General features: G+C 39.8%; 19 protein-coding genes, 1 other RNA gene and 1 pseudogene. 6 read left to right on the top strand and 15 right to left on the bottom strand.

Translation table 11 applies throughout. From position 1 onward, the window contains the following. Nucleotides 1-24: 24 nt before the first annotated feature. Nucleotides 25-276 (top strand): hypothetical protein, encoded by a 252-nt coding sequence (locus LEP1GSC199_RS07190; RefSeq protein ID WP_039926322.1) that lies wholly within the window; start codon nucleotides 25-27, stop codon nucleotides 274-276. A gap of 37 nt (nucleotides 277-313) precedes the next feature. Here the strand turns inward: LEP1GSC199_RS07190 and LEP1GSC199_RS20790 are convergent, their stop codons facing one another. From LEP1GSC199_RS20790 to LEP1GSC199_RS07175, 3 genes are all read right to left on the bottom strand, one after another. Further along, complete coding sequence (locus tag LEP1GSC199_RS20790; protein ID WP_002979674.1) at nucleotides 314-790, bottom strand: integrase core domain-containing protein; 477 nt, start codon at nucleotides 788-790, stop codon at nucleotides 314-316. A 499-nt stretch (nucleotides 791-1,289) separates the two neighbouring features. Then, a complete protein-coding gene (locus LEP1GSC199_RS07180) occupies nucleotides 1,290-1,604 on the bottom strand; it encodes a hypothetical protein (protein ID WP_002975869.1) in 315 nt (104 codons plus the stop codon). A gap of 43 nt (nucleotides 1,605-1,647) precedes the next feature. Beyond that, the gene (locus tag LEP1GSC199_RS07175; protein ID WP_002979676.1) at nucleotides 1,648-2,103 is read right to left on the bottom strand and encodes an LEPBI_I1174 family sigma 54-regulated protein; all 456 of its coding nucleotides are present in this window, start codon (nucleotides 2,101-2,103) and stop codon (nucleotides 1,648-1,650) included. Between the two features lie 105 nt (nucleotides 2,104-2,208). Between LEP1GSC199_RS07175 and rnpB the strand changes: the two genes are divergently transcribed. Further along, nucleotides 2,209-2,558: RNase P RNA component class A (rnpB, locus tag LEP1GSC199_RS20530), an RNA gene on the top strand. A gap of 1,193 nt (nucleotides 2,559-3,751) precedes the next feature. Here the strand turns inward: rnpB and LEP1GSC199_RS22275 are convergent. Continuing rightward, nucleotides 3,752-4,099: pseudogene (locus LEP1GSC199_RS22275) on the bottom strand (nuclease-related domain-containing protein); the annotation flags it as partial. 43 nt (nucleotides 4,100-4,142) lie between these two features. Here LEP1GSC199_RS22275 and LEP1GSC199_RS07160 point away from each other — a divergent pair. Beyond that, a complete protein-coding gene (locus tag LEP1GSC199_RS07160; protein WP_198288763.1) occupies nucleotides 4,143-4,748 on the top strand; it encodes an LBF_1134 family protein in 606 nt (201 codons plus the stop codon). Here LEP1GSC199_RS07160 and LEP1GSC199_RS07155 read toward each other — a convergent pair. Then, the gene (locus LEP1GSC199_RS07155) at nucleotides 4,745-5,338 is read right to left on the bottom strand and encodes a precorrin-2 dehydrogenase/sirohydrochlorin ferrochelatase family protein (RefSeq protein ID WP_002979661.1); all 594 of its coding nucleotides are present in this window, start codon (nucleotides 5,336-5,338) and stop codon (nucleotides 4,745-4,747) included. The genes LEP1GSC199_RS07160 and LEP1GSC199_RS07155 overlap by 4 nt on opposite strands. Continuing rightward, nucleotides 5,335-6,120 (bottom strand): uroporphyrinogen-III C-methyltransferase, encoded by a 786-nt coding sequence (gene cobA, locus LEP1GSC199_RS07150; protein WP_002979707.1) that lies wholly within the window; start codon nucleotides 6,118-6,120, stop codon nucleotides 5,335-5,337. Before cobA ends, LEP1GSC199_RS07155 begins: the two co-directional genes overlap by 4 nt. A 165-nt stretch (nucleotides 6,121-6,285) precedes the next feature. On the opposite strand from cobA, the gene LEP1GSC199_RS07145 reads away from it, so the two are divergent. Both LEP1GSC199_RS07145 and LEP1GSC199_RS07140 read left to right on the top strand, forming a co-directional pair. Continuing rightward, nucleotides 6,286-8,052: a diflavin oxidoreductase gene (locus LEP1GSC199_RS07145; RefSeq protein ID WP_002979714.1), complete on the top strand. Its 1,767-nt coding sequence runs from the start codon at nucleotides 6,286-6,288 to the stop codon at nucleotides 8,050-8,052. A gap of 7 nt (nucleotides 8,053-8,059) precedes the next feature. Continuing rightward, nucleotides 8,060-9,727, top strand: a complete 1,668-nt coding sequence (locus LEP1GSC199_RS07140; protein WP_039926324.1) for an NADPH-dependent assimilatory sulfite reductase hemoprotein subunit — start codon at nucleotides 8,060-8,062, stop codon at nucleotides 9,725-9,727. Here the strand turns inward: LEP1GSC199_RS07140 and LEP1GSC199_RS07135 are convergent. The 9 genes from LEP1GSC199_RS07135 to LEP1GSC199_RS07095 form a co-directional block, all read right to left on the bottom strand. Then, the gene (locus LEP1GSC199_RS07135) at nucleotides 9,724-10,629 is read right to left on the bottom strand and encodes a bile acid:sodium symporter family protein (protein ID WP_002979703.1); all 906 of its coding nucleotides are present in this window, start codon (nucleotides 10,627-10,629) and stop codon (nucleotides 9,724-9,726) included. The genes LEP1GSC199_RS07140 and LEP1GSC199_RS07135 overlap by 4 nt on opposite strands. Then, nucleotides 10,630-11,697 (bottom strand): TauD/TfdA family dioxygenase, encoded by a 1,068-nt coding sequence (locus LEP1GSC199_RS07130; RefSeq protein WP_002979693.1) that lies wholly within the window; start codon nucleotides 11,695-11,697, stop codon nucleotides 10,630-10,632. 68 nt (nucleotides 11,698-11,765) lie between these two features. Then, nucleotides 11,766-12,998 carry a sulfate adenylyltransferase subunit 1 gene (locus LEP1GSC199_RS07125; RefSeq protein WP_002979683.1) on the bottom strand — a complete coding sequence of 411 codons (1,233 nt, stop codon included), beginning with the start codon at nucleotides 12,996-12,998 and terminating at the stop codon, nucleotides 11,766-11,768. Then, nucleotides 12,998-13,906, bottom strand: coding sequence for a sulfate adenylyltransferase subunit CysD (gene cysD, locus LEP1GSC199_RS07120; protein ID WP_002979712.1), 909 nt, complete (start codon nucleotides 13,904-13,906; stop codon nucleotides 12,998-13,000). The genes LEP1GSC199_RS07125 and cysD overlap by 1 nt, the downstream gene beginning before the upstream one ends. 8 nt (nucleotides 13,907-13,914) lie before the next feature. Then, nucleotides 13,915-14,640 (bottom strand): phosphoadenylyl-sulfate reductase, encoded by a 726-nt coding sequence (locus LEP1GSC199_RS07115; RefSeq protein ID WP_002979672.1) that lies wholly within the window; start codon nucleotides 14,638-14,640, stop codon nucleotides 13,915-13,917. 68 nt (nucleotides 14,641-14,708) lie between these two features. Next, nucleotides 14,709-15,773 carry a sulfate/molybdate ABC transporter ATP-binding protein gene (locus LEP1GSC199_RS07110; protein WP_039926317.1) on the bottom strand — a complete coding sequence of 355 codons (1,065 nt, stop codon included), beginning with the start codon at nucleotides 15,771-15,773 and terminating at the stop codon, nucleotides 14,709-14,711. Beyond that, nucleotides 15,763-16,578 carry a sulfate ABC transporter permease subunit CysW gene (gene cysW, locus LEP1GSC199_RS07105; RefSeq protein WP_002979669.1) on the bottom strand — a complete coding sequence of 272 codons (816 nt, stop codon included), beginning with the start codon at nucleotides 16,576-16,578 and terminating at the stop codon, nucleotides 15,763-15,765. Before cysW ends, LEP1GSC199_RS07110 begins: the two co-directional genes overlap by 11 nt. Further along, on the bottom strand, nucleotides 16,575-17,402 hold the full coding sequence (cysT, locus tag LEP1GSC199_RS07100; RefSeq protein WP_002979663.1) for a sulfate ABC transporter permease subunit CysT: 828 nt from the start codon (nucleotides 17,400-17,402) through the stop codon (nucleotides 16,575-16,577). Before cysT ends, cysW begins: the two co-directional genes overlap by 4 nt. A 3-nt stretch (nucleotides 17,403-17,405) precedes the next feature. Beyond that, nucleotides 17,406-18,443 carry a sulfate ABC transporter substrate-binding protein gene (locus LEP1GSC199_RS07095; RefSeq protein WP_002979705.1) on the bottom strand — a complete coding sequence of 346 codons (1,038 nt, stop codon included), beginning with the start codon at nucleotides 18,441-18,443 and terminating at the stop codon, nucleotides 17,406-17,408. Between the two features lie 178 nt (nucleotides 18,444-18,621). Here LEP1GSC199_RS07095 and LEP1GSC199_RS07090 point away from each other — a divergent pair, with 178 nt between their 5' ends. Then, the gene (locus LEP1GSC199_RS07090) at nucleotides 18,622-20,262 is read left to right on the top strand and encodes a flagellar hook-length control protein FliK (protein ID WP_002979716.1); all 1,641 of its coding nucleotides are present in this window, start codon (nucleotides 18,622-18,624) and stop codon (nucleotides 20,260-20,262) included. Nucleotides 20,263-20,287 lie beyond the last annotated feature (25 nt).

The following is a 20,287-nucleotide window of genomic DNA, read 5'->3' as shown; positions in this document are numbered from 1 at the left end:
AGCCGAAATGAAGGAAATTAATAAATGATTGAACTTATTGAATTATTATCTATGGACTGCAGCTTTGATATTAAATATTTTCTAGAGATAGTAAAAGAATGTCTAATCATAGGTGGTATTCTATTTGCAGGTTTTATAGCCTATCAAATAGCCTTTCGTGAACTAAAATTCAGCGCTATAAGAGAACTAATCGAAAGAGATAAAAACTTAAGACGAGAATTTCTGAATGAAATATCACATTGCTTTTCAATTTATCATGATATATTTGTGTCTTAGTTCAGTGAAAAACAGAATTTTGAGATTCAAAATTAAGCTAAGCAACAAGCCTTATATTAGCCTTTACCGAGTATTCTTTTCTCTTCAATTTTGCTTCAAGTAGTTTTTCTTTTCTTTCTGCTAAAATCTTTTCCTTGCGACCATAAAACACATCCATAGGTGTTACGTAACCGATTGCAGAATGAAGTCTTACCGAATTGTATTCTTCAATCCATTTACCAACTTCTTCTCTAATTTGTTCGAGTGAATACATTGGTATTTCACGGATTAACTCAGTCTTAATGGTTCCATGAAATCTTTCTAGTTTCCCGTTGGACTGAGGATGATTTACAGAAGTCCGAACATTATGGATTGAAAATTCTTTCAAAATTTGTTTGAATTCCTTAGTCAAGAATTGAGATCCATTGTCAGTTATGAGACGAACCGCTAAAAACTTATCGCCTCCAAGCCATTTGTCGCATGCATCCCATAAAACTAACTGTGTATCAAGTGACGCCACGTATTGATTGACCATGCAAGGACTGCACGTGAAAATCCGTCTAACACTGATATCAAGTAAACAAAACTTCCTTTAAAATTGATATATGATATGTCCATATGCCAGTGTTCATGAATAGCTTTAGGTTGATCAAAACCTGTTTTCTTGGATTCTCCCAAGGGCTTTTGCCATCTGCGGTTTAAACCACAGTCCACCAGAATGCGATATACACTAGAAGGAGACATATATGCTATGTTTTCATCAATCATCATCCATGCCAAAAGAACATATCCTTTGAATGGATGATTTCGTTTGTAATCTTCAACTGCCTTTCGTTCCTCTGGTGTTATCCAATGCGATTTTGGAATTACTTTCTTTGGTGATTTGTTTTTACATTTTCTCCAAACAGTTAACTTGCCTGGATTTACATCTATTTTACTACACAGGTATTTGATGGGGAGACCTGACGCCTCTTTCAGCCGATCTAAGGTATTTACAATCTCATGCTTTAATGCAGTCGAAACATGTAATCCTGTCAGAGCTCCCCAGCTTCTTTTTTTAGGTCGATGATCTCCCCTGTGAGTTCGGCTATGATTCTGTTTTTCCTCTCCAGTTCCTTTTCATACTTTTCTATCAGTTTCTTGTTTTCATTGGATTCTTTTTGATTCGACCCAGCCAATGCTTCGCGTCCTGCTTCCAATACTATTTTTAACCAATTTTGCATCATGGTTGGATGAATCCGATATTCATCACAGGTGTCTACCAACTTTGATTTTAATAGGTGTTTTCGGATGATGCCTATCTTGTCATCCGCTTTGAACGTACGTCTTTCTCTTACTTGTTTTTCCATCTCTAATCTCCATTTTCGGCTTGGAGTATTAGCTTAATTTAGGTCAGCAAAATTGCGTTTTCATCTGAACTGGAATAATACATCCTTCTGGTTTTCTATTGTCGGGAACTACAGCACGATCTAGGGCTACGGCCCCCAGGTTGACACCAATACGAAGTGCAATCCGTTTTGCTAAGTGGGAGTACTGGTTGGCTTCACAACGGTTTCCGAGTCGAGATTCTAATTTAGAAATTTGCAAAAGAAGGCCGGCATTTCCTTCGGATTCCTTCATTCCAATCGCATGTTTGAGTTGGATGGCTTTTTTTAAATCTTCCCGTGCTGAGAGTAAGTCATTGGTTTCCATTTTTTGGATGGCCCTCTCTTCGAGGTTTGCAATTACGGAAGGAATTCGAGACAAACGAGTGGCTCTTAGGATGTCGTCTGCGGACTCATCCAAGAGGGGATTTGCATGCAAACCAAAAGAAATGATGAATAGTATAGCAATTTGGTATTTGATCATACAGTAGGTGCCTCGCTTGACTCCCTAACACTACAGATTGCATAATTTGTGCCAATTAGAACAAATACTCATAGACGAGATCGAACCTGACTTTCCAATGAAACTGACTCTGGCCGAGCGATCGCCTTTTTTCCGCCTTCTGGGGGAAAAGGGGAGGAAAGTCCGGACACTAGGGGACAATCGGACCGAGTAACACTTGGGCTTTCGGATTCCAGAAATGGGAAACGGGGGACGGAAAGTGCAACAGAAAGGAAACCGCCTACCTCGGTAGGTAAGGGTGAAATGGTGGGGTAAGAGCCCACCGCTTTGTTCGTAAGAATAAAGGCTTGGTAAACCCTCCGATGTGCAATCTCAAGTAAACAACCGTTATGAGCCTGTCCCGCCAGGTTGTGGGTAGAGAGCATTAGATAAATGATCGCATAGAACAGAATCCGGCTTACGGGCCAGAGTCACCTTTTTTTAAAATAGTTTGGATCACCTCTTCTTCCTTAGGCGGGTAGAATACACAAACTAAACTTCTGATTTTTAAAATGGTTTCAGCAAGAGACGTCCTTGTTTCTATTTGATCCCAGTTTTCATAACCAATGATGATCCCACAAGTTTCTTCCATTCCAGCAAATTCTTTTGCGGAATAGTTTCGCATAGAGTTCTCGTCTAAAAATTGTTTTAATCCATTTTGTGATATAGATTCTTCCGATTTGTATATCACAACAATTTCATCGTTTTCCACATCTAATACCTTTTTTGCATATCCAAAACACCATCGAATTTGGTCTGTTAGGTCCTCGTCTGCTTTTATGAATTGGATATCGGAAAGATTACTTTGAATAGGGGATTCAGAAAAATCATCTAGTAGTGTATTTGCAAAATTGACAATTTCTGGTGAATTTCTTATATTCCGTTTGATATCCCAAACATGGATGGGAAGTGAATTCCAGTATTCTAACATTGCTGATGGCAAATATTTGAAACGTCTAGAAATAAAAAGAATCCAATTTTTATGTTCCCAAAAGTATTTAGATAAATATATAAAAACTTCTTTTTCTGGTGGAAAATTCAAAACATCTTCGATACCGTCAGCAATCAGAAGATCAATATTATTATGATTGATTTCTGTAATTTTGTTAATGAGTTCAATGTTTTCTTTTTCTGGTATGTTTGTCAGTTCTTCTTTCCAGATTTCGTAGAGTGCCTTGGCTCCTTGCCACAATAAAACTTTTTTACCGGCTCGTGCATTTTGTAAGGCTAACTCTCCCGCAAGGATCGATTTACCAGAACCCGTACTTCCAAAAACTAAGTTACGCGAGTAATTGCTAATTCCTTCGACCAATTGAAATTGTTCTTTGGTAAAAAATAATAAATTCTCCTCTTCTTTTTCTTTCTGAGAACGAAAAGTTTGAAAAAAGTTTAAGTTCTTTTTAATGATCTCATGTGCTTTTACGAGTACTGAATCTGGCAGAGGTTCTCTGTTGTAACGAAATAGAATCGATTCTAAAATAGAATTTAAATCAATTTCATCTTCTACTTCTTTCCCACCAAACACATACAGATGCCTGTCATTTGGTAAGTGGAATTCTTTTCTTTCATTTTTTAAAAAGAAGATGGCACTATCGTAATAATCTGCTGGAAACAAATCCACTAGTTGGTTGTGGTTTTTAAAAAACTCACGGACTAGATCCCTTTGGGTAACCACTTGTTCGATGGGGCTTGCATACGATTTCCCTTCCACTGGGTTCCAATCCCTAGCGCGAACATTATAGAATTCCCATTCGCCTTTTTTTTGCCTCCACTTCCCATTTTTTAATTCGATGGTGATGACCCCGTATGGTGAGACCACAAGGAAGTCGATTTCTCGCATAGGGACATCTGGAGTGATGAGGGTAATGGAATAATAGATATTACATGGAATGCGGATTTCCTTGGAAAAACGGCTGTAAAAATGGGATTCGAGCGAAACATCTTTCGCTTTTCCGTGAAACTGTTTTGGATAGATCATTTTTTAGTTCTGTAAACTGGCCACCAATGTTTCCATTGGTGATATGAAACTGATACCACCAACCGTTATTTTCTGCCTATTGTTTTGTGCCTGTGCCGGTGGGAATATTAAAATAAAGATTCGACCTGACCTCTCAGGTGACCTTGTTTTATACCAAAAAAAGATTATCAAAAAACCTTCAGGGGTTTTTTTCGGTTCCGGCCTGAAACCTATAGGAGAACTTGAGATCAGTATCAAAGAGAGGGCGTACCAATTTTCCAATTACAAAGATATCCTACCGCCAGGATTTCGGTTCATCGAATTTACCGAAGACCAAACAAAAGAAATTCAATTGGTTGTGGATACAAGTAAGTCCTCTCCACTTTTAAAGGCCTTGGAAATCAACCGAGAGGAAATTGATTCTATTTTAAAAGAGGCCAAACAGAGAGATGATTTACTTCGTTTTAATACTCTTGTGGAATTCATTCAGTTCGAAGTCCAGTTTCCCTTTCCCATTAAAAAAGTAAAATTTGCAGACCCAAGGACACCGGGTGAGTGGACGGTAAGGTTAGATAGTAACGAGAAGATGATAGTGAATATTCCTTTACATTCCGTTTGGGCCAATGAACACCAACTAACAACGATTCAAATCTATCCAGATTCGAATTAAGGTTTGTGAAAGTATTTAGAATTTAAATTTTGAACTATTTCTTTTAAAACCTTTCTTCTTTCTGCATTTTCAGGAAGGATTTCCTTTAAGTTCCTTCGCATAAGAAAAAGTGTTTCCATAAGTTCATGGTCTTCTTCGGGAAGAATTTCTTCAAAGAGTTTGCGTAAAGTAGAAGACACTCCCGCAAATTTTCCATCTGTGGAAATTGCAAATTGAACAGGACCAATGGATACCGAGGAGGAGGAGTAAAAATCACAATTTTTGGGATCATCCACGGAGTTCACCCAAATCCCTTTTTCTTTGGCGGTTTTTCGAAAATTTCGATTGGTATCGGGATCACTTGTTGCTAAAAAAATAATATCACGATGATTTAAATCTTCTTCTAGAACCGCACGTTGTTCTACTGCGATGTTTGGGTATTTGTTTAAAAAAGTTTTCACTTCTTCACTGAATTCAATCGAGATCACATGGAGTTTGGCTCCAGTAAATTCCAGTCCCACCAATTTTTCTAAACAGGCATTCCCACCACCAACGATAAGAATATTTTTGTTTTCTAAGTTTAAAAAAATGGGATATTTTTTGAAATTCATTCTGCCAATAAACTTGTGAGTGTAGTTTTCTGAATTTTATCTTTTCTATCAAGCAAGGGACGAATTGCTTCTCCCACATACAGGATTCCAGGACCAGATGATTGTTTTTGGATACCATCTAACAGAGTCTCTGCGAGAGTGGACGTGGAATACGTTGGGTTGAAACTTCCAACATTTTCCGCAAGCACAATGGGAGTGGTTCCTTTGATTCCTTTTTGGATTAGTCGTTCTGCAAGTTCCCTTGTTTTTTTACTACCCATAAGAATGACAATGGTTCCTAAAAAATTTTCCATCCCGATCCAACTGCGTTCATCTTCCAAAATGGTATGACCATCGAGGATGATGATTTGTCTGGAAATCCCACGAACGGTGAGTGAGAGACCTAAGTCAGCGACACCTGTGGTCACAGAACTCACACCCGGAACCACTTCAAAGGGAATCCCAGCTTCTTCCAGGCTTTGGATTTCTTCGGCAAGCCTCCCAAAAATGGAGGCATCTCCCCCTTTGAGGCGCACCACTCGTTTTCCTTGGGAGGCAAATTCGACTAATAAAGAATTAATCTCTTTTTGGGTGCGGGCGTGTTCGTTTGCCCTTTTACCCACATATAGGATTTGGGCATACTCCGGAAATAGGTCTAAAAATTCGGGATCGAGTAGGGCATCGTAGAGAATGACATCGGCAGATTCGATTCGGTTTCGGCCTCGGAGGGTCAAAAGGTCAATGGGGCCTGGGCCACCACTCACAAAACTGACAAATCCATGTTCTGTCTTATTGGAGGACATATCTGTTATACCTTGCGACATCGTAGGAAATAGTCAAGTGAATGGCTAATAATTTCTACAAAATCTCCATTTTTTTGGTTTACTCGGGGTGTATCTCTGGGGAAAGATTCAATTTATCAGACTTTTTGGATGTTTTACTGGAATCCAAATCAAATATAGGTTTTTATGCTATCCGATGAGAAACGCAATCGATTTTTACAATTACTGAAAGAATCCACAAAAGACGAATGGGTATGGATGTCTGGATATTTGTCTGCTCTCACTCAACCGAGCCTCGGGGGCAGCAGTGTGGATGTTTCCTTCACACCTCCCGTGAGCATTGATTCTGGGAATGATCCTTTACATGGAAATTTAAAAACCCAACCCATCCAATGTAGTGTTGTGTATGGAACAGAAACAGGAAATTCCAAAAAACTAGGAACAGAACTCGTTAAAAAATTAAAGGAACTAGGTGTATCGGCCAAACTCAAAAGTACAGATACGTACAAAGCCAAGGACCTGAAAGAAGAAGAGTATTTATTTGTTATCGTCTCGACTCATGGAGACGGGGAACCACCGCAGGCAGCAAAACCATTCATCCAAATTTTGGCAGACTCAAAAGATTCCTTATCAAAAGTTAAATTCGCCGTACTTGGATTAGGTGATACGAGTTATCCATTATTTTGCCAAACGGGTGAAGATGTAGATTCAATGCTTTCCAAATTGGGAGCAGAACGCATCCAAACTCTTGGTAAATGTGACGTAGATTTTGATTTAGTCGCAAAACCTTGGATGAGTGAACTTATTTCCAAACTGAATGCCCACTCAAAAACTGCTACCACTCAAAGTGCAACTCAGACAAGCCAAGCAGCAAAACCGACTTCCGGTGGTAAGGTTGTCTATGAAGGTTCTGTAATTACTAATATTGTTTTAAACGATACTGGTGCTAGTAAATCCACAAGACATATCGAAATCAAAACAACAGTTCCCATTGACTACCAACCAGGGGATAGTGCTGGTTTTCTTGCTTACAATCGCGATGAGGAAGTGAATCGGATTTTATCTTTATTAAAAACAGATCGTGAAACTCGTGTTACCTATAAAGGGGAAACATGGATGGCTTATGATTTGTTCCGTAAAAAAGTATCAGTTCGTTTTTTGCCTGATCGAGTCATTCAAAAATATGCTTCGCTTGTGGGAAAAGAAATCCCTTCTGGAAAAACAGACTTAGATGTACTTCTCACTCTCCATACTTCGGAAAATAAATTAGAACTACAAACATTGGTAGATATTTTAGAACCGATTGTGCCTCGATATTATTCTATCGCATCCAGTCCTTCTGCCCATGGTGAAGATGAAGTCCATCTAACGGTTGCTGAAGTCGAAATCGAGACTTTTACAGGTATTAAAACTGGCTTTTGTTCTGGATATCTCTCGGAATTAAAAGAAGGGGAAGTAGTTCCTTTCTTTATCCAACGAAATAATTCCTTCCGATTGCCAAGTCCCGATACAGATATCATTATGATTGGGCCAGGAACTGGTGTTGCTCCTTTTAGAAGTTTTTTATTTGAAAGAGAACAAAATTCTGGGAATGGAAGAAACTGGTTATTTTTTGGAGAAAGAAACTTTGTCTCCGATTTTTATTACCAAACAGAACTTTTAGAATTAATGGATACAGGCGTATTACATAGATTAAACGCAGCATTCTCAAGAGATACAAAACAAAAAGTGTATGTGCAGGATCGTATGGGTGAAAATGCTGCAGAACTTTTGAAGTGGATTGAAAATGGTGCGATCATTTATCTTTGCGGCTCCAAAGATCCTATGAGTAAAGATGTGGATCGCAAACTCATTGAAATTCTAACAGAAAGAACATTTGATACGGGAAAAGATGCTTCCGATTATCTAAAAGAATTGGAAGAAATGGGTCGCTACATTAAGGATGTTTACTGAGGTAATCATGGCAGAACAAAAAAAAGAAACATTAGCAGAAAAAGTAAAACGCCTCAGTCGTGGACTTAGAGGATCACTCAGTGACAGTTTGAAAGATGAACATACTGGATCTTTACGTTCCGATGACCAACTGTTACTTAAGTTCCACGGAATGTACCAACAAGATGATAGGGATCGCAGAGAAGAACGTGCAGCCAAAAAATTAGAACGTTTGTATTCCTTTATGATTCGTTTGCGTATCCCTGGTGGAATGATTGGGCCGGTTCATTGGGAAGCCTTACACAATGTAGCTGGTGAAAATTCTACTGGCACTATCAAAATCACAACACGCCAAACTGTCCAACTTCATGGAATTTTAAAATCACAAATCAAACCAACCATCAAAGCTTTTGATTCTGTATTTTTGGATTCGATTGCTGCTTGTGGGGACGTCAATCGTAACGTCACTTGTACTTCGAATCCTGCCACAAGTCCCTTACACAAAGAAGTGTTTGGATATGCAGGAGAAATCAGCCGGTCTCTTTTACCAAAAACTAGAGCCTATTATGAGATTTGGCTCGATGAAAATCTTTTAGCAGAAAAAGAAGAACCAGAAGATCCTCTGTATAAGGATGTATACCTTCCTCGTAAGTTTAAAATTGCGATTGCGATTCCCCCTTACAACGATGTGGATCTTTTTACCAATGATATTGGGCTTATCGCCATCATTGAAAATGGGCAACTCCTTGGATTTAACGTGGCAGTCGGTGGGGGACTCGGAACCACTCATGGAAATGCAGATACCTATCCAAGAGTAGGCACTGTATTTGGTTATATTCCCAAAAAGGACATCTTAAAAGTAGTTTATGAAATTGTCACAGTCCAAAGAGATTTTGGAAACAGAGAAGACAGAAAACTTTCCCGTTTGAAATACACCTTGGACCGGTTAGGTGTGGAGTTCTACAAACGAGAAGTGGAAAAACGTGTTGGGATTAGTTTTGAACCAGCAAAAGAATATCAATTCACACAAAGATCAGATGATTTTGGCTGGAAACAAGATGCAGCAAGTAACTGGCATTATACTGTATTTGTGGAAAATGGCCGTGTTTGTGACGAACATGGATATAACCTAAAAACGGCACTACTTGAAGTTTCTAAAACAAGAAGGGCTACATTCCGTTTTACTTGTAACCAAAACCTAATTCTCTCTGATATTTTTCCGAAAGATAAAGACCTTATTGAATCCATTCTTGTGAAGTTTGGAGTCCATCGCAAAACCAGTGAAATTTCGCAAATTCGCAAGAATTCCATTGCTTGCGTGGCACTGAGCACTTGTTCGTTGGCTCTTGCCGAAGGACAAAGATACCTCCCGAGCCTTATCGATAAAATTGAACCCATCCTTGGAAAACATGGCCTTGGCAATGAACCGGTATCGATTCGAATGACTGGTTGTCCGAATGGATGTGCAAGGCCGTATATTTCCGAAATTGGTCTTGTGGGAACGTCTTACGGTAAATACAACCTACACTTAGGTGCAGATGCCGAAGGATACCGACTCAATAAAAAGTATAAAGATGATTTGGATGAGGCGGCAATTTTACTTGAGTTAGATGGACTTTTTGGAAGGTTCTCAAAAGAAAGAAATTCCAAAGAATCCTTTGGAGACTATATCAATCGAATTGGAATCTTAAATTAAGATTCCAATTCCTTGGAAGTTTTGTTCCAATAAGTAGCGATGGCGGCACCGGCAATCAGGTGCCAGATTCCCCACCAGGCACATATCATCGCCATTCCACCGAGTCCATCAAAGAAATTAAAAACAATCGCAAGTCCAAGACTTGAGTTTTGAATTCCTGTTTCTATGGCCACAGTCTTTCTATCACTGAGTGGCAATCGGAAAAGTTTCGCAAAGTAATACCCGAGAGAAAGACCCGCTAAGTTCATAAGGAATACAAGTCCAAAGAGAAGGTGGATGTATTCTTTAAAGAACTTCCAGTTGGTGGCAAGAGCTCCAATGATAAAGAAAGCGAGTAGTAAAATGGAAATCCTTTGCACCGCACGTTTTACAGTGTGCGTGAGTTTCGGAAATAGTTTTTGAAGAACAATTCCAAGTAACAAAGGGATGAGTAACAGTAAAGTCACTGAGACCAAAATTTCATAAGGACTCACTGAGATTGATTTGAGATACTCCCGTGTGACAGGCAGTAAATTCCCCCAAAAGAAAAATCCAAGTGGTGTTAGAATAAAAGCAAATGCAGAAGAAAATGTTGTCAGACTTACTGAAAGTGCCAAATTCCCTTTTGCTAAATGGGTGAAAAAATTGGACATATTCCCACCAGGGCAAGCTGCCACAAGAACCATTCCAAGGGCAAGACCAGGATGGGGATTAATCACCCAAATGATGAGGAGTGTGGCAATTGGTAATAAAACATATTGGCTAAATAGACCAACAAACGCTGGTTTGGGATAACGCAAAAGGTGACGGAAATCTTGCAACTTTAGTTCCAAGGCAATTCCAAACATAATAAAACCAATCAGTGCATTGATCAAATAGACTGAATCTTTGTTAAAGTTAAGACGAACTGCATTGATATCCATTTATTCAGACCATCCTACAAGGATTCGGCGTGGCCCAGTAAAGGGCAACCTTCCATGAGAAATAGAAAAGTTATCGATGATGAGAACATCTCCCGTTTCCCATGGGATCGCAACTAGATGTTTCCAAAATAGGTTGGAAATGGAATGCATTTCCTTTGTCGTGATCTCTTCTCCATTTCCATAGGTGACATGAACATCATGGGACTGTTCTCCTGAAATTCGTTTAATCGTAGTAAGGAGTGTAAGTAAAATCGCAACACCTAGAGAACGAATTGTTTTTTGTCGTTTGAAAATTTTCCAAACTTCACTCACTGCAGCTTGGTAGTGAAAGGTTTGGGAATGGTTGTGCCAGGCTGTGGTTTTTGCTTCTGGATGGATGCGAAACCCTGATTGTTCATTGGTAATGGTTAACGAATCCACTCCAAACCAATCCAATTGAAATCTATTTTGATCAGAGATTTTTTTCACATCATCGAGATTGGTGGTTCCAAACATTTCATCCCAACGTTTGGTTTTCCATAAAGAGAACCGTGCTGTTGTGGACGGTCCATCGTAACGTCTTCTGTAACGGATACCATGTTCCTTAATCTTTTCTTTGATCTTTGGATCGATCTCTTTATAAATTTCTCTAAGATCGGTAAGGGGAGTTTCACCACCTGTCTCCGATGCTTTTTCTGCATAAAAAAATAAAAGTTTCGGGGGGTTGTCGAGAAAACTCATCTCGGCATGTTGCATGATTGGATAGTGGGGAGGGAGCTCACTTGCGGTAAACACGTGTTTCACGACCTGATCTCGGGGAGAGGTTCCTAAATAAAACTCGCCTAGTTTTTCGTCGGTTGCCAAAAGAATGGATTGGAAGTCGGTTGCCTTATGGACAGGAAAACCACGAAGTAAGACTGCTCCATAGGTTTTTAGGTCCTCTCTCCATTCCTTCTGGTTTTTTTTGACCCATTCGGTGAGATCGAGTAATTCTTTTTCCTCTGCGGGCTCATAAACTAGGGGAAGTTTCGTCTCCCCGAGGAAAGATTTGCGGATCCATTTCGTTGCAGTTGTGGTGGCTTGGCTCATACTAATGTCATCTTAGTGAACCCAGCCAATCTAAATCAAGAAAAAATCTGTTATATTGAACTAAATTTCTACAATAACATTCCGGCTGCTACGGTTTGATTGGTCCCTTCGTCGACCAAGATGAAACTTCCTGTCCCGCGAATTTTGGAATAGGGGTCGTAAGCCACAGGTTTTGCGGTTCGAATCGTAACCTTTCCAATTTCATTCAGGCCCAAGTTTGCCTGTTCTGTTTTTTCGTGTGTGCTTGTTTCCACCCGATATTCCAAAGAACGAATGGATGCCTTTACGGAATTGGTTGTTTGGCGTAGTAGATATTTAGATCCAGGAGTCATTACCTTCTGGTCCATCCAACAGATATGAGCTTCCAAATCTTGGGAGGTAGTCGGTTCTTGTCCAGTCACAACGAGCATATCTCCACGGCTCACATCGATTTCATCTTCCAACCGAATGGCCACAGACATAGGGGCATAGGCAGTTTTTAAGGAACCAGCATAGGTATCAATGGCTTTGATTTTGGATTTGAGTCCACTTGGTAATACGGTGATAGAATCTCCGACAGTAAAATGTCCACTGCGGATTTGTCCCGCATAACCCCTGTAATCATGGTATTCTGTTGTTTGTGGTCGAATAATATTTTGTACAGGAAATCTTGGAGCCGGGGATTCTTCTTCTGTATGAAGTTCGATGTCTTCTAAAAACCCAAGAAGTGATTTTTCTTTCCACCAAGGCATGGAGGTGGATAGATCCACTACATTGTCCCCGTTGAGTGCCGAGATGGGTAGGAAGTGGATGGATTTTAAATCTAAGTCTTTGGCAAATTCCAAATATTGTTTTTTGATATTTAAAAATACTTCTTCTGAAAAATCTACCAAGTCCATTTTGTTTACACAAACAACAACGTATGGAATTCTGAGGAGTGATACAATGTAGGAGTGGCGATAGGTTTGTTCAATCACACCCTTTCTTGCGTCAATGAGAATGATCGCAAGATCAGAGTTAGATGCCCCAGTTACCATATTTCTTGTGTATTGGACATGGCCCGGTGCGTCGGCTATGATAAATTTTCTTTTGGGAGTAGAGAAATATTTATAAGCAACGTCGATTGTGATTCCTTGTTCTCTTTCTGCTTTTAAACCGTCAGTGAGAAGTGCTAAGTTGATTTGTCCATTCACTTGGCCGGCTTTTTCAATGGCTTCCAATTGGTCCTGAAAAATGGATTTACTATCGTATAACAAGCGACCGATGAGAGTTGATTTCCCATCATCCACGCTCCCCGCAGTAATAAAACGTAAAATATCCATTAAAAATACCCACCTTTTTTTCTATCTTCCATTGCTGCTTCGGAACGTTTGTCATCCAAACGAGATCCTCTTTCAGTTGTCCTTGAAACTTGAATTTCACGGATGATATCATCAATAGTATTGGCTTCTGATTCGACGGCCGCAGTGCAAGTCATATCACCCACTGTTCGGAACCGAACCGTTCTTGTTTCTACTTTATCAGAATTGTCCAAACTAATGAATTTTGATACCGGAAACACTAGGTCTTCTCGCCATACAATTTCCCTTTGGTGAGAAAAGTATAAAGAAGGAAGTTCGATGTTTTCTTTACGGATGTATTCCCAAACGTCAAGTTCTGTCCAATTACTGATTGGAAAAACTCGCACATTTTCCCCTACATGAATTTTTCCGTTATAAATATTCCAAAGTTCTGGACGTTGGAGTTTTGGATCCCAAGATCCAAATTCATCTCTTACCGAAAAAATTCTTTCTTTGGCGCGGGCTTTTTCTTCATCTCGGCGAGCCCCACCAATACAAGCATCAAATTTGAATTCCGCAATGGTATCGAGAAGTGTCACCGCTTGGATTCCGTTTCGACTGGGGAACTTTCCTTTTTCTTCCACCGCTTTTCCTTGATCGATGGAATCTTGCACAAAACGGACCACTAGTTTTTCACCAGTTTTTTCTGCCAAATCATCTCTAAATTTTAGCGCCTCATCAAAGTTATGCCCTGTATCGATATGAACTAAGGGAAAAGGAAATTTTCCTGGACGAAAGGCTTTGAGAGCAAGATGTACGAGACAAATCGAATCTTTACCGCCAGAAAAAAGTAATGCCGGTCTTTCAAATTGGGCAGCCACTTCTCGTAAGATATAAATGGCTTCTGATTCGAGTTGGTCTAAATGAGAAAGTCGATGTAAGTCGGTCATGTTACGTATTATCCTTTTTTCGGTGTGAGTTTGCCGTTTACCCAGTGCAAACCGCACTCTTTTTTTGATTCTTGTTCCCACCACCAACGCCCTGCACGAAAGTCTTCTCCCGGTTCAATGGCTCGTGTACACGGAGCACAGCCGATACTAGGGAAACCTTTGTCGTGTAATAAATTGTAAGGTACATTGTGTTCGCGAATGTACTTCCAGGTGTCTTCAAAGGACCATAAAAGTAGTGGTTGGTACTTGATTAAATTTCTTTGTGAATCGGTTTCGAAAATAGACATTTCTGTGCGAAAGCCCGATTGGTCTTTTCGTAGGCCTGTGACCCAAACTTTTGTGTCTTTTAAAATGAGATCAAGCGGAACGAGTTTGCGAATCCGACAACATTCTTTTCTTAATTCTAAAGAATCATAAAAAGCATTGGGACCATTTTGTTCTACAAAGACTTTAATTTCTTTTTCGCTCGGATAAAAGGCTTCGATTTTTGCCCCATAACGCATGTTTGTTTTTTGCCAAACATCATAGGTTTCTTGGAAGAGACGCCCCGTATCAAGTGTCGCAATGCGGATATCAATTTTGTTTTCGAGGATAGCGTGCGTGATGGCTTGGTCTTCCAATCCGAAACTTGTCGTAAAAACGACTTTTTTCGGATAGTCCAGACTCAATTGTCTTAAACCCTGTTCGAGCGAGAGGGAGGTATAGGTTTCTGTCAAAACTTCCAAATTTCCCATTTTTTTCCAATCCTACCATCCAATGTTTTGTATATTGGACGATTTGTAAACTATATTAGCGGAAAATACTAGATAGAGAAGTCTTCTACGTAAACTTTTGCTTTTTTGATCCTCAAATAGACGGTCTCTCCGGGCAAAAGGTTCAGGATGCGGTAGATTTCCTGCTCCAAAACCGATTCGATGAGAGTTCCTGTGTCGATTCGTTTCAGCTCCACTCGCACATTCCTTCCCGTGGAATGGATGTATTGGATTTCGGCAGCAATTCCTTGGTCCGCTTCCCTGACAATTTCTACATCGTAAGGGCGAACATAGGCAACAGCTACGGATTCTTTTACATCCTGGTGTTCGGAACTCTCGAGAGCAAAGTTTCCAATTTTGGTTTTCCCTTCTTCAATTCGGCCATGGAAAAGATTCACATCTCCGAGGAAATGGAAAACAAAAGGGGACTTAGGTTTGTTGTACACTTCGTCCGGACTTCCTACTTGCTCCAGTTGTCCTTGGTTTAGGATCACAATACGATCACTCACTTCGAGAGCTTCTTCTTGGTCATGGGTGACAAATACACTTGTGATATGGATTTCATCATGCAGGCGACGAAGCCAGTTTCTGAGTTCTTTCCTGACCTTGGCATCTAGGGCACCAAAGGGTTCATCAAGGAGCAAAAATTTTGGTTCGATGGCAAGGGCACGTGCCAGAGCCACACGTTGTCGTTGTCCTCCTGACAATTCATGAGGGTAACGATTATGGAATTTTTCGAGTTGGATGAGGGTGAGTAACTTAGAGACTTTTTCCCCAATTTCTTTTTTGGAAGGTCGGAGGACTTTGGGTCTTACTTCCAAACCAAAACCAATGTTCTCCGCAATCGTCATGTGACGAAACAGTGCGTAGTGTTGGAAAACAAATCCGACTTCCCCATTTTGAATTCTGGACTTGGATAAATTTTCACCTACAAACTCCACCTTGCCAGAAGAGGGTTCTTCGAGGCCTGCAATGATTCGTAGTAAGGTGGTTTTTCCAGATCCCGAAGGACCAAGTAAGGCCACAAGTTCTCCATCAGGGATAGTGAGGTTGACACTTTTTAAAGCAGTGAACGACCCAAAGGTTTTGTTGACATTACTGATTTCAATCGGCATTTTTCTGACTCGCGGTTCGTTTTTCCAAAATCAATTTAAAGATGAGTGTGAGTAGAGAAAGAAACACAAGTAAGGTGGCACAGGCAAAAGCACCTACCGAATCAAACTCATTGTATAACATTTCTATATGAAGAGGAAGGGTAGTGGTTTTTCCACGGATATGTCCACTGAGAACAGAGACTGCCCCAAACTCTCCCATGGCCCTTGCATTACAAAGAATGATCCCGTATAACAGACCCCATTTGATGTTCGGAAGTATGACACGTTTCAAAAGTTGGAAAAAACTGGCACCTAATAAAAGCCCGGCTTCCTCTTCTTCTCTTCCTTGGCTTTGCATAAGGGGAATGAGTTCTCGTGCAACAAAGGGAAAGGTAATAAAAACAGTCGCAAGGATAAGGCCTGGTGTATTAAAAACAATTTTGATTCCATGTGTGGAAAGAAAGTCTCCAAAGATTCCTTGCCTACCGAATAACAATAAAAAAATGAGCCCGGACACTACGGGAGAAACAGCAAAAGGTGAATCGATAATAGTAACTAAAATATTTTTACCAGGGAATTGGAACCTGGTGATAGTAAAGGCTGCCGTCACACCAAAGATTGTATTTAAAATGACAGATACTAAAGAAACTTTGACGGTAAGTCCAATCGCATAGAGGGCATATTCCCCTGTGATGGATTCAATGTATTTAGGGATCCCTTCGGAAAAGGCTTCCGAAAAAACTGTATAGATGGGTAAAAGTAGAATGATCCCCGCAAGGATATAAGCTAAAAATACCAGGAAAATGGGCAAAATTTTAATTTTCATGATAATTTTTTAGATGCCCGGTCTTGGAGTAAATTAATCAAAAACATAAATAGAAAAGAAGTGAGTAACATCACAAGAGCAATCGATGTTGCTTTTTCATATTCGTATTGTTCTAGTTTGGTGACGATAAGGAGGGGAAGGATTTCTGTTTTGCCTGGGATGTTTCCTGAAATAAAAACAACAGATCCATATTCTCCAATACTTCTGGCAAATGCCATTCCTGTTCCGGCTAGAATAGAGGGCCAAAGTTCAGGAAGTAAAACTTTGTAAAATGTTTGGAAGTGTGTAGCACCTAGGCAGCGTGCACTTTCTTCTAATTCTTTTGGTAACTCTTCAATCACAGGTTGAACGGTTCGCACCACAAAAGGAAATCCTATAAAGACAAGTGCAATGACAATGCCAATGGGAGTGTAAGCAATTTTGATTCCCCATAAATCAAAAAAAGATCCTATAATTCCTTTTTGTGAATAGATGGTGGTAAGGGCAATTCCGGCAACTGCTGTCGGCAGAGTGAAAGGCAAATCAATTAAGGTATCTAGAAGTTTTTTAAAAGGAAAGTTGTAACGGACAAGAACCCAGGCAAATAAAAATCCAATGAAGAGGTTGAGAATGGCAGAGATGATTCCCACACTGAAACTTAAAAAAAGTGCGGAGCGAATTCTTTCGTCTGAAAAAACTTCTAGGATTCCTGAAACTCCAATCCCGAGAGAATGGAAGAAAAGTCCTAGAAGGGGAATGATGACAACCGCGGACGAGTAAAAAACTGTAAGTCCTAAACTGATTCCAAAGTGTATTTTTTTATACGGCCGCGTCTCTATAAGCATATTTTACTTAGTTTTGTAGATGGCATCAAAGACACCTGCATCTGCAAAATGTTTTTTCTGTGCAGAATCCCAAGTTTCCCCTAAATCGGATAGGGAAAATAATTTGATGTTTGGAAATTCTTTGGCAGAAGCTTTTGCAGTCGCAGAGTCAGTAGGTCTAAAAAAATGTTTGGAAATGATGGTTTGTCCTTCTTTTGAATACAAGAACTCTAAGTAAGCGGTCGCTTTTTCTAGATTGCCTTTTTCTATAGCAGTTTTGGTCACCACAGCAACCGGTGTTTCTGCTTTGATCGATTCTGATGGATACACAACTTCTAGAGTGTTTTTTCCAGATCTTTTTTCTTCATCTAGGGAAAGTTTTGCTTCATTTTCCCAAGTGATGAGTACATCACCAATTCCTCTTTGAACAAAAGTAGTTGTGGACCCGCGAGCTCCTGTATCAAGAACCGATGTATTTTTAAAAAGTGCTTTGATAAACTCCGTTGTTTTTTCATCAGACTTGTATTTGCGTTTTGCAAATCCGTAAGCAGCGAGATAATTCCAACGAGCACCACCACTGGTCTTTGGATTGGGAGTGATGATAGAAACTCCAGATTTTACAATGTCATCCCAATCTTTGATTTTTTTAGGATTGGATTTGCGAACTAAAAATACAATGGTAGAATAGTAAGGAACACTATTGTTAGGCAGTTTTTTTTGCCAATTTGCATCAATTAACCCTGATTTGGTGGAGATGTTGTCAATGTCGTAGGAGAGTGCAAGACTCACTACATCTGCATCGAGTCCATCAATCACTGCACGTGCTTGTTTACCAGATCCCCCATGGGATTGTTGGATAGCAAACTCACTTCCTTTTTTGGCCTTCCACGCTTTTAAGAAGGATTTGTTGATTTCTTCATACAATTCCCTTGTTGGATCAAAAGAGACATGGAGGAAGGTCGAATCTGCGGTGAGGGAAGAAAGAGCCCCAAGACCTAAGAAAATGCACAATATTGCGGAAATTGTTGGTTTTAAAGTCGAAATATAGGTAAAATTTTTCATTTTTGCGCCCTTTTGATTAATAAATCAAACTCATCCTCCAATTTAGTGAATATTTGTCAAATGGAATTTATTTCTTAAAACCCGTAATTATCTCTTCCCGACATAAACCGGAAAAGGAAGAAGATAATTCTCTCAAGGAAATCTGGGGAAGTTCGATCCTTAAGGGAGAAGGCACCCCATGAACGTAAAAGTTGAAAACCAGAACTTAATTCAATTCCCACAAGTGGATTGGAAGTCCTCCAAACGCAGTGGGGAAGAAAACCATGCGATGGCGGTGCGTGAAAGTTTTGGGGAAATTTTGGAACGCGAATTCCAGGTACATTCTGAAAAACCTAAAAACCCTTCTGAATACAAAACTCCTGGTGGGGAGAATGGAAACACAAATTCTCAAACGGAAATTCCGAAATCCGAAGAGACCACAAAACAAGAATTAAGTGCTGTGGCGGAAACCAAAAAAGAAGAAACCATCTCCGAGGACTCTGTAGTAGAGGAAAAAACAGAAGAGATCGCCGAAGAAGAAGATTTAGATCGGGACGCTTTAGAGTATAGTCTTGGAATTGTAACTTCTACTCTGGACTTTGGCCGTTCTATGATTCCGGCGAACCAAATGAACGAAATGTCCACGAAGGAAAAAACAGTTTTATTATCCTTACAAAAGTCTGCTGAAAAATCACCTGCTTATTCTCCGAAAGAAGGAAATGCCTTTATTGATGAGGCTAAAAAGTTAGCGATGAGTTTTTTCCTCTCCGAACAAACAAAAAAAATAACTGAGTCCACTGCGACGAAATCGCAAACTCCCATGGCCAAAGATTCGAATTTGGTCCCCTTTCCCAAAAACGAGAAAAAATCATTAGAAGATAAAAAGACAAGTGGGAAACCAGTTTCTTTCGGAACCAAGATAGAAGTCAGTCATTCCGGTTCGCAAGTTTCGGATTTGGTTTTTGCGAAAGGAAAAGAAGTCAAAGTAGAAGGAAAAGAACTTCCATCCGAACACTCTGTTCGCAAAACAGAGGGAAAACCGAAGTCTTCCAAACAAACGAAGAATGGATCGGAAAATACAGAAATTTCCTCAGACCAAGAGAAATCCAACCAAACACAAAACGCTGACAAAATGATTCGTTCTCTCGGAGTGAAAGACAAAGAATTCCAAAAACAAGATTCAAAAATTCCGCATGCTGGAGAAAAACAAAAATCCACAGAAGTTAGTCTTGTTTCAAACATTCAAACAGGTAATCCTTCGAAATCAGGGGAAGAGGGTGGTCGTTCTTCTGAGGAACGTAGCTCCAAACAAGGATTTCAATTTTCTTCTTTAGAAAATAGAATGACATCCAAAGCAGAAGAAATTCGTTCCCAAGAAAAAACTCAGAAACCAAAAGAGACCAATCTCAAACAAAACATTGACGAACTCATCAAACAAGCCCGTTTTGATATTGTACAAAATGGAAAGTCTAGTGCCGAGATCGTAATGAATCCAAAGGAATACGGTAGGCTTACTTTAAAAGTCACCGTGGATGGGGATAAGGTAGAAGGTCGTATCCTTGTCGAATCAGAAGAATTACAAAAATCCCTTCAAAACGAAATCCAAACCATCAAAGAAAACCTAAAAGAATCTGGCCTCGACTTACAAGCGCTCATCATTGATTTATGGGATGACGGAAGTGGACTGACTGATCGTAAAGAACAAAATGAACTTTACCAAACGATGGTGGAAGCCGCTCGGTATCGTAATTCCGAAAACTCAGTGGGCTTAGAAGATGAGGCGGATATCCTCGGTGTTTCTTCCTTCGAAGAATCCAAGGCATTGGAATTTTTCGCTTAAATCACCAGTAAATATATAGAAATCA

This window comes from Leptospira vanthielii serovar Holland str. Waz Holland = ATCC 700522, from assembly GCF_000332455.1.
In the GTDB taxonomy this organism is placed as follows: domain Bacteria; phylum Spirochaetota; class Leptospiria; order Leptospirales; family Leptospiraceae; genus Leptospira_A; species Leptospira_A vanthielii.
Note: the sequence above shows the minus strand (reverse complement) of the source record. Positions and strands in the feature narration are given on the sequence as shown.